Origin of the sequence: Pyrobaculum sp. (genome assembly GCF_049971835.1) — an archaeon.
Taxonomy (GTDB): domain Archaea; phylum Thermoproteota; class Thermoprotei; order Thermoproteales; family Thermoproteaceae; genus Pyrobaculum.
In genome coordinates, this window is record NZ_JBMFKV010000130.1 from 1 (window position 1) to 5,621 (window position 5,621).

A 5,621-nucleotide genomic window follows, 5' to 3' on the forward strand; every position below is an offset into this window, starting at 1 on the left:
GCCTCGGTTACGACGCCCAACGTCCCCTCGCTCCCCACGAATAGGTGCAGGAGGTCGTAGCCCTCTCTACACTTCAAAGTACGGCACCCCACCCTAATCCTCTCCCCAGTCCCGATGACGACCTCCAGCACGAGGACCCAGTGGGAGGCGGGGCACAGGCCACTGCAGGCCGTAGCCCATGAGCTCAAGGTTAAGCTCGTCAATTTTTATACCCGGCTGGACCACGGCGAGCCAATCCACGTCGGAGACTTCGAGTATCTTATTCATCCTCTCTGAGGACAGGACGATGGTCCTCCTGTCCACCGTGGCGGCGTTGCCGGAGAGGCTTGTGGAGTGAAACACCGGCGTAATGAAGAGCTTGTTCTCCACGGCGTGGCCGCCACGTCCTCGGCGCTCTCGGCATACACAACCGCTAGGGGCAGTTCGTAATCAAACGTGGCGGGGTCCCTTGCATATATCTTGAGGATGTCCACATCGTCTACAACCTTCTCCTCGCCAAGCCTCCTCTTCAACTCGGCGAGGCTCACAAACCCAGCCTCTGCTGTATAATAAACGCCTTGAAGGCCCGTATCGTCTCCGTAATCCTAATACCGGCAGGGCACTGGGGGTCGCAGGCGCCGCAGGCCAGACACGTCAAGACGCCGCGGAGCGCCTCGTCCGACAGCTTCCCCTCGAAGTTTTTAATAATGTTGATACGGCCCCTCGGGCCGAAGTGCCTCATCCTAACCGCCCGGTACGTCGGACACGCAAATTCGCAGAAACCGCAGAACTGGCACTTAGAGGCCTCTGCGACGAGCTTCTCAATCATAGCAACACCTCCGGTAGGTAGTATAGCCGCACCTCTCCGTTTGATGCCCTCTTCAGATTCACGTAGCAGATTGGGCACTGCACCACTACGTCTTTAGACAACTTGGCGAGTTCTCTCACCCTGATCTGCGCCACCTTCCTTGCCACATCTGGGAACAGCGACTCAATCGGCCCGCCGCAACAGCCGGAGGTATCCCTTCCCGTGTAGTACGGGTGCTCAACGGGCTCACCAGCGGAGAGGAGCTTCCTAACGACGTCGTACCTCCCGAGGAACCGCGCGTAGAGACACGAGTCGTGTATGGCGAAGCTTTTAACCGCGGTGCCGTTACTATCTATTAAATCTATGTAACTCAGCACCTTAAAGTCAAAGCTAGGCACGTACCTTGGGTAGACCTTCTCAAGAATGTAGTGGGTGTGGGGATCCACTGTGATTATTTCCCTCACCCCCGCCTCTTTGAAAAACTTAGCCACCCTCTGGGCGTAGTCCGCGAAGTCCTTTTCCAGCCCCAGTTCATACAGCAACGCGCCGGAGTAGACCTCCCTCTCGAGCAGTCTAATTCTTATACCCCTCCTCTTCAATAAACCGTAAATCTTCCTAATAACCTCGTCGGCGCGCCGGATTTCCGACTGGTCGGGCCTCACCAGCAGTTGCCCAGCCGTCTTAGCCACCACGCCCGCTAATCTACTTCTCAGACCCCCCTTTGTAACGCCGAATTTCTCAAGGTTTTCAACCGCCTTCTCAATAACGGGGGCGAGGTGATACATACACGACGTGTAGAGAACCGTGCCAGACTCCCGATCCGACTCAAGTCCCTGCTTCCACGACTCGCAAATCCCGGCCTCGATGGGAAACGGAAGCCAAGACTTCTCCAGAGAGTGGATGACAATATTCCGAAGCTCAGAGATCCAGCTCTCCACCAACTGACGATCCAATTTACTATTTAAGACTTCCCCTATCCCACATACATCTTGGACCACTTCTTCTTATGCCCAGAAAGCAGGACTCTAAGCCGGTTATGTCAAAAATTTATAAAACAAGCCATCTGCGGCGTCCCTGCGCCTTGTTATTTAAAGTTTTTCAAGACTTCGGTTAGATACGGCACTAGGTCTTTATAATCCACAGCCACTGCGCCCGGGACAGCGAAGCCGCGGTTTAAACTGTGTCTAACCAGAATCTTTACGTCTGCCTCCCTCCACGCGGGAAGGTCGTTTTCGCTGTCGCCCATATACGCCACGTGCCTCACCCCGAGGAGGGCCTTGAGTACCCGCACCGCGTCCCCCTTGTCGACGGTCGACCCATATACGTCCAGAAACGGGTGGCGGGAGTACCTAACCACCTTGAGCCCACGCCTCTCGGCCTCCACCACGACGTCGCCCAGGCCCTTGGGGGGCTCCGCGCGGCCGCGCCAGTCCACTGTGAAGCCGGCCAGCTCGCCCCTCCCAGTCCTCTTGGGCTCCAAATAGGCGTCCAGTCCGGACGCGAGCTGGTACACCTCCGACACTGCCGAGTGGTTGAGGTCGGCGGCAACGGCGACGTACTTACCGGCGCGTATCTCTATGCCGTTTATACAGGCGTACGCAGAGGCGAAGGGGACCCTCTGTGTGACAAAGCCGCAGTCTTTGGTGGTCACCACGGCGAGGGGGATGCGCTTGGCGAGCTCCCTCAGAACCTCCTCAACCTCCGCCGGCAGGGCGCCCCCCCTCCTAACCTCCTCCGGCGGCACCAGAGTCCCGTCGTAGTCTGTGAAGAGCGCTATGTCCATGGAGGCGCATGCGGCGGGTTTATTATAATTAATGCTGAAGGGGGCGGAGCTAGCACAACGCCTCTACCGCTAAAGCCTGTGCCTCCCGGCGGCGTAGGCAATGGCCATTAGATAGCGCCTCAGCTGGTGGGTTATTAGGAAGTTTCTCCTTACGTGTTCCCTGCCGGCGTTTCCCATCTCCTCTCTTACCCTCTTCTCACGTATGAGGTATGTTGTGTAGTGGGCCGCCGTCTTTGGGGAGGTGGCTAGGAAGCCCGTCACGCCGTGGATCACCTGTATCTTGATCCCGCCGGCTCTGCCCCCGACTACGGGCTTGCGCTTCCAAAGCGCCTCAGACACCGTGAGGCCGAAGCCCTCTCTTATGGACTTCTGCATCACCACGGTGGCGGCGCGCTGGAAGGCGTTGACCTCCACGTGGCTGTCAGGCGGGAGCATTAGTAGATGTATGTCGCGGTCGCCGCCCGCCGCCTTCACCGTCTCGTTGTACACCGCCTCGCCCTCGGGGTCGTCGTGGGCGGGGCTGCCGAGGTACACCAGCTGTAGATCCGGCACATGTCTTTTAGCCAGTCTATAGGCCTCAACCACGCCTAGCGGGTCCTTGGCGCGGTCGAAGCGGGATACCTGGAGCAACAACGGCCTTTCGGGATCCACGTCGAATTTACGCACTATCCTCTCCACCGCGGTTTGGGGTAGCTCCATGTTTTTTGGGCTGAGGGGGTCTATGGATGGGGGTATGAGGAGCTGGGGTATGTCCAGGTCGTCGCGGGCGAAGTCGGGTATGTGGAAGATGGCTAGGTTGTACTGCGAGACGTAGCGCCTTAGGTAGCTCCACACGTGGGGGTCCGGGGTGGAGAGATCTATATGGCAACGCCATATCTAGAGCCCCTTCTTCCGGTACTTCACGAGGCCGGCTGGCTGTGGGTCGTGGATGAAGACCACGTCGTAGTCTAGGTCTAGCTCGCTGGCGTTTATCTACTGCCACTTTTCATATACCAAGTAGTAGTGCTCCGGCACTGCCGAGGTGATCCCCTGAAGGGCGTTGTGAAAGGTCTTCGTCGCTGAGAAGAATCCCTGGTCCCCCCTTATCACCTTCCAGTCGGCTCTCAGCCCCAGCTCCCTCATCAAGGGTATGAGTCTGTTTAGTATCTCGGCCACTCCCCCGCCCGCGGCGGTTGAGTTGACGTGGAGTATGGACAGGTCTTCAAGCTTCTGGGCCAGCTTCACAATGGCGTCGATTTCATCTTCTCCGACGAACTGGGCGTATTTTTCAAGCATCACAGGAGGTACCTCTTGAGGGTCTTCAGTATGTCGCCTCTTAGGGACTCCTCGCTGTTGTACATCAGCGGATCTATGCGGGACAGAGCCTCGGCCACTTCGGAAAGGCCGAAGTTTTTCTCTAGCCATGTGGAGAAGTCGTTGCGGCCCGTGTCCTCCAGCACTCTCCTAGTGACGAAGTGGTACACTATGGACTCCCCCGGCACCGCCTCGACGAGGTCTAGAAAGTCGGCGAGGGTGTGCGCCACGTAGCTAGTCTCCACCACTACGGGCTCCATAGCCACGAATACAAATTCCGACTTGCCGGCTCTCTCGTCTGCGTGCGGCTCCAGCACTGCTACGAGCTCCTTCCTAATGTCTTCGATCGTCGCAGGTTCTGCGCCGGATATGTCTGACAAGGCGGCGGCCAGCTCCTCGTCGCCTACCCAGTGGGCGAAGTCGTTGGTGTACCTCGGGGGATGAGGTGCTTCGACCTGATGGTGTGGAATAGGTGGTGGAACAGGGTGTTGGCGTCGGCGTCCTTAATCCCCTGGAGAAGCTGGCGCAGGGTCCTTGCCCTCCTCTTGCTGTAGAGAGAAATGTAGTACGCTGTGTAGAACTTAAAGGGAATCCCCCTTCCCCTTGTATCCAGCGCCTTTGCTCCCAAGCCCACGTCTTTGCACAGCCGCTAATTTATACTTTACCCCCCTTAGTGAATAGGGTGAGGGGGAGTGACTTCACCTCGCTCCTCCGAGGGGCGAAGCTGTAGCACTCATGGCCAGTGTAGGGGGATATGGCAACAGCCATCTGCCTCTTAACGACGCCGCGTCTGTATCGTATCTCCACCTCCACCACTCTGTAAGAGGTGGAGTAGAAGCTCCTGCCCGCGGCGATGTCGTAAAAACGAAGTGCTCTCCTCATTGTAAACACCTCGCAGGCTGGATATAACCCAAATAGCTACAATATCCCCACAGGTACGTAGCTAACGACGGCCCGGGAGCGTCGGCCCAGGGGATCAGGTTTAAATTCTATGTCTCCAAGCGGCGCCATGGCCAGCAAGAGGGGGGTGTGGCTGGCGGCTGTGGGCAAGGTGGTGGGAGTCGTAGTCACAAGCTTCGCTGTTTATTACTCGATTAAGTTTGCAGACTACTTGTTTCACCTAGGCATCACCCCAGACGTATACGGCGTATTGATTGCGTTGATTGCCTCTGCGGCGGGCGTCGCTATTTCAAACATCTTGGGCAACGCCGTGATTCTGCATCTTAAACCTGCACTTAGAGAGAGGGCGTTTTCCGTGGGCAACGTCATTAAGATCATCGGCTTCCTGTTTTCGATACTGGTGGCATTTACGCTGGGGAAAATTGGGGCTGAGGCGGCATTGCTGGGCGGCACCGTAACGGGCCTCGTGCTGGGCTTGGCCCTCCAGCCGGTGCTCGGCAACCTCTTCGCCGGGTTGGTGATCCTAGCCACTAGATTTGTCACAGTCGGCGACATGGTTAGAATAACGTCGACAGGTATCCCCTATCAGCTAGCCGTACTGCCCCCCTACAAGTACTTCTCACCTGACTACGTAGTGCCGGGCTACAAAGGCCGCGTCGTGGAGATTGGGCTGTTTTACACCACAGTCATTTTAGACACAGGTTACGAGCTGAGGATTCCCAACTCGATACTGCTGAACTCAGGCGTGGTGGACTACACGCCGCAGTGGAGCGAGAAGAGCACCGTCATGGTGAGGATTGAGCTACCGCTCTCCGTAATAAACTTTGACACATTGGAGAAGGAGGTGAGGGAGGCTCT

The 5,621-nt window shown here is 57.2% G+C and carries 6 protein-coding genes and 2 pseudogenes; 1 reads left to right on the forward strand and 7 read right to left on the reverse strand.

The genetic code is table 11. From position 1 onward, the window contains the following. Positions 1 to 93: 93 nt before the first annotated feature. The 7 genes and pseudogenes from ACP5J3_RS10390 to ACP5J3_RS10420 all read right to left on the reverse strand — a co-directional run bounded on the left by ACP5J3_RS10390 (position 94) and on the right by ACP5J3_RS10420 (position 4,745). Positions 94 to 369 (reverse strand): FAD-binding protein, encoded by a 276-nt coding sequence (locus ACP5J3_RS10390; RefSeq protein ID WP_428495630.1) that lies wholly within the window; start codon positions 367 to 369, stop codon positions 94 to 96. Between the two features lie 154 nt (positions 370 to 523). Beyond that, on the reverse strand, positions 524 to 808 hold the full coding sequence (locus tag ACP5J3_RS10395) for a (Fe-S)-binding protein (RefSeq protein WP_263246506.1): 285 nt from the start codon (positions 806 to 808) through the stop codon (positions 524 to 526). Then, entirely contained in the window at positions 805 to 1,728 is a 924-nt protein-coding gene (locus tag ACP5J3_RS10400) for a heterodisulfide reductase-related iron-sulfur binding cluster (protein WP_428495634.1), read from the reverse strand. The genes ACP5J3_RS10395 and ACP5J3_RS10400 overlap by 4 nt, the downstream gene beginning before the upstream one ends. 143 nt (positions 1,729 to 1,871) lie before the next feature. Beyond that, positions 1,872 to 2,570 carry a hydrolase gene (locus tag ACP5J3_RS10405; protein ID WP_428495631.1) on the reverse strand — a complete coding sequence of 233 codons (699 nt, stop codon included), beginning with the start codon at positions 2,568 to 2,570 and terminating at the stop codon, positions 1,872 to 1,874. Between the two features lie 69 nt (positions 2,571 to 2,639). Then, a pseudogene (locus ACP5J3_RS10410) lies at positions 2,640 to 3,845 on the reverse strand (glycosyltransferase). Further along, positions 3,845 to 4,497: pseudogene (locus tag ACP5J3_RS10415) on the reverse strand (DUF5752 family protein). Before ACP5J3_RS10415 ends, ACP5J3_RS10410 begins: the two co-directional pseudogenes overlap by 1 nt. A gap of 20 nt (positions 4,498 to 4,517) precedes the next feature. Beyond that, positions 4,518 to 4,745, reverse strand: coding sequence for a hypothetical protein (locus tag ACP5J3_RS10420; protein WP_428495632.1), 228 nt, complete (start codon positions 4,743 to 4,745; stop codon positions 4,518 to 4,520). A 127-nt stretch (positions 4,746 to 4,872) separates the two neighbouring features. On the opposite strand from ACP5J3_RS10420, the gene ACP5J3_RS10425 reads away from it, so the two are divergent. Beyond that, positions 4,873 to 5,621: mechanosensitive ion channel domain-containing protein (locus ACP5J3_RS10425; protein WP_428495633.1), on the forward strand; the 749-nt coding region annotated here is incomplete at its 3' end.

Bases quoted from the DNA above. Each gene is read 5' to 3' on its own strand.
- ACP5J3_RS10395 (WP_263246506.1), bottom strand. From the start codon at position 808: ATGATTGAGAAGCTCGTCGCAGAGGCCTCTAAGTGCCAGTTCTGCGGT.
- ACP5J3_RS10405 (WP_428495631.1), bottom strand. From the start codon at position 2,570: ATGGACATAGCGCTCTTCACAGACTACGACGGGACTCTGGTGCCGCCG.
- ACP5J3_RS10420 (WP_428495632.1), bottom strand. From the start codon at position 4,745: ATGAGGAGAGCACTTCGTTTTTACGACATCGCCGCGGGCAGGAGCTTC.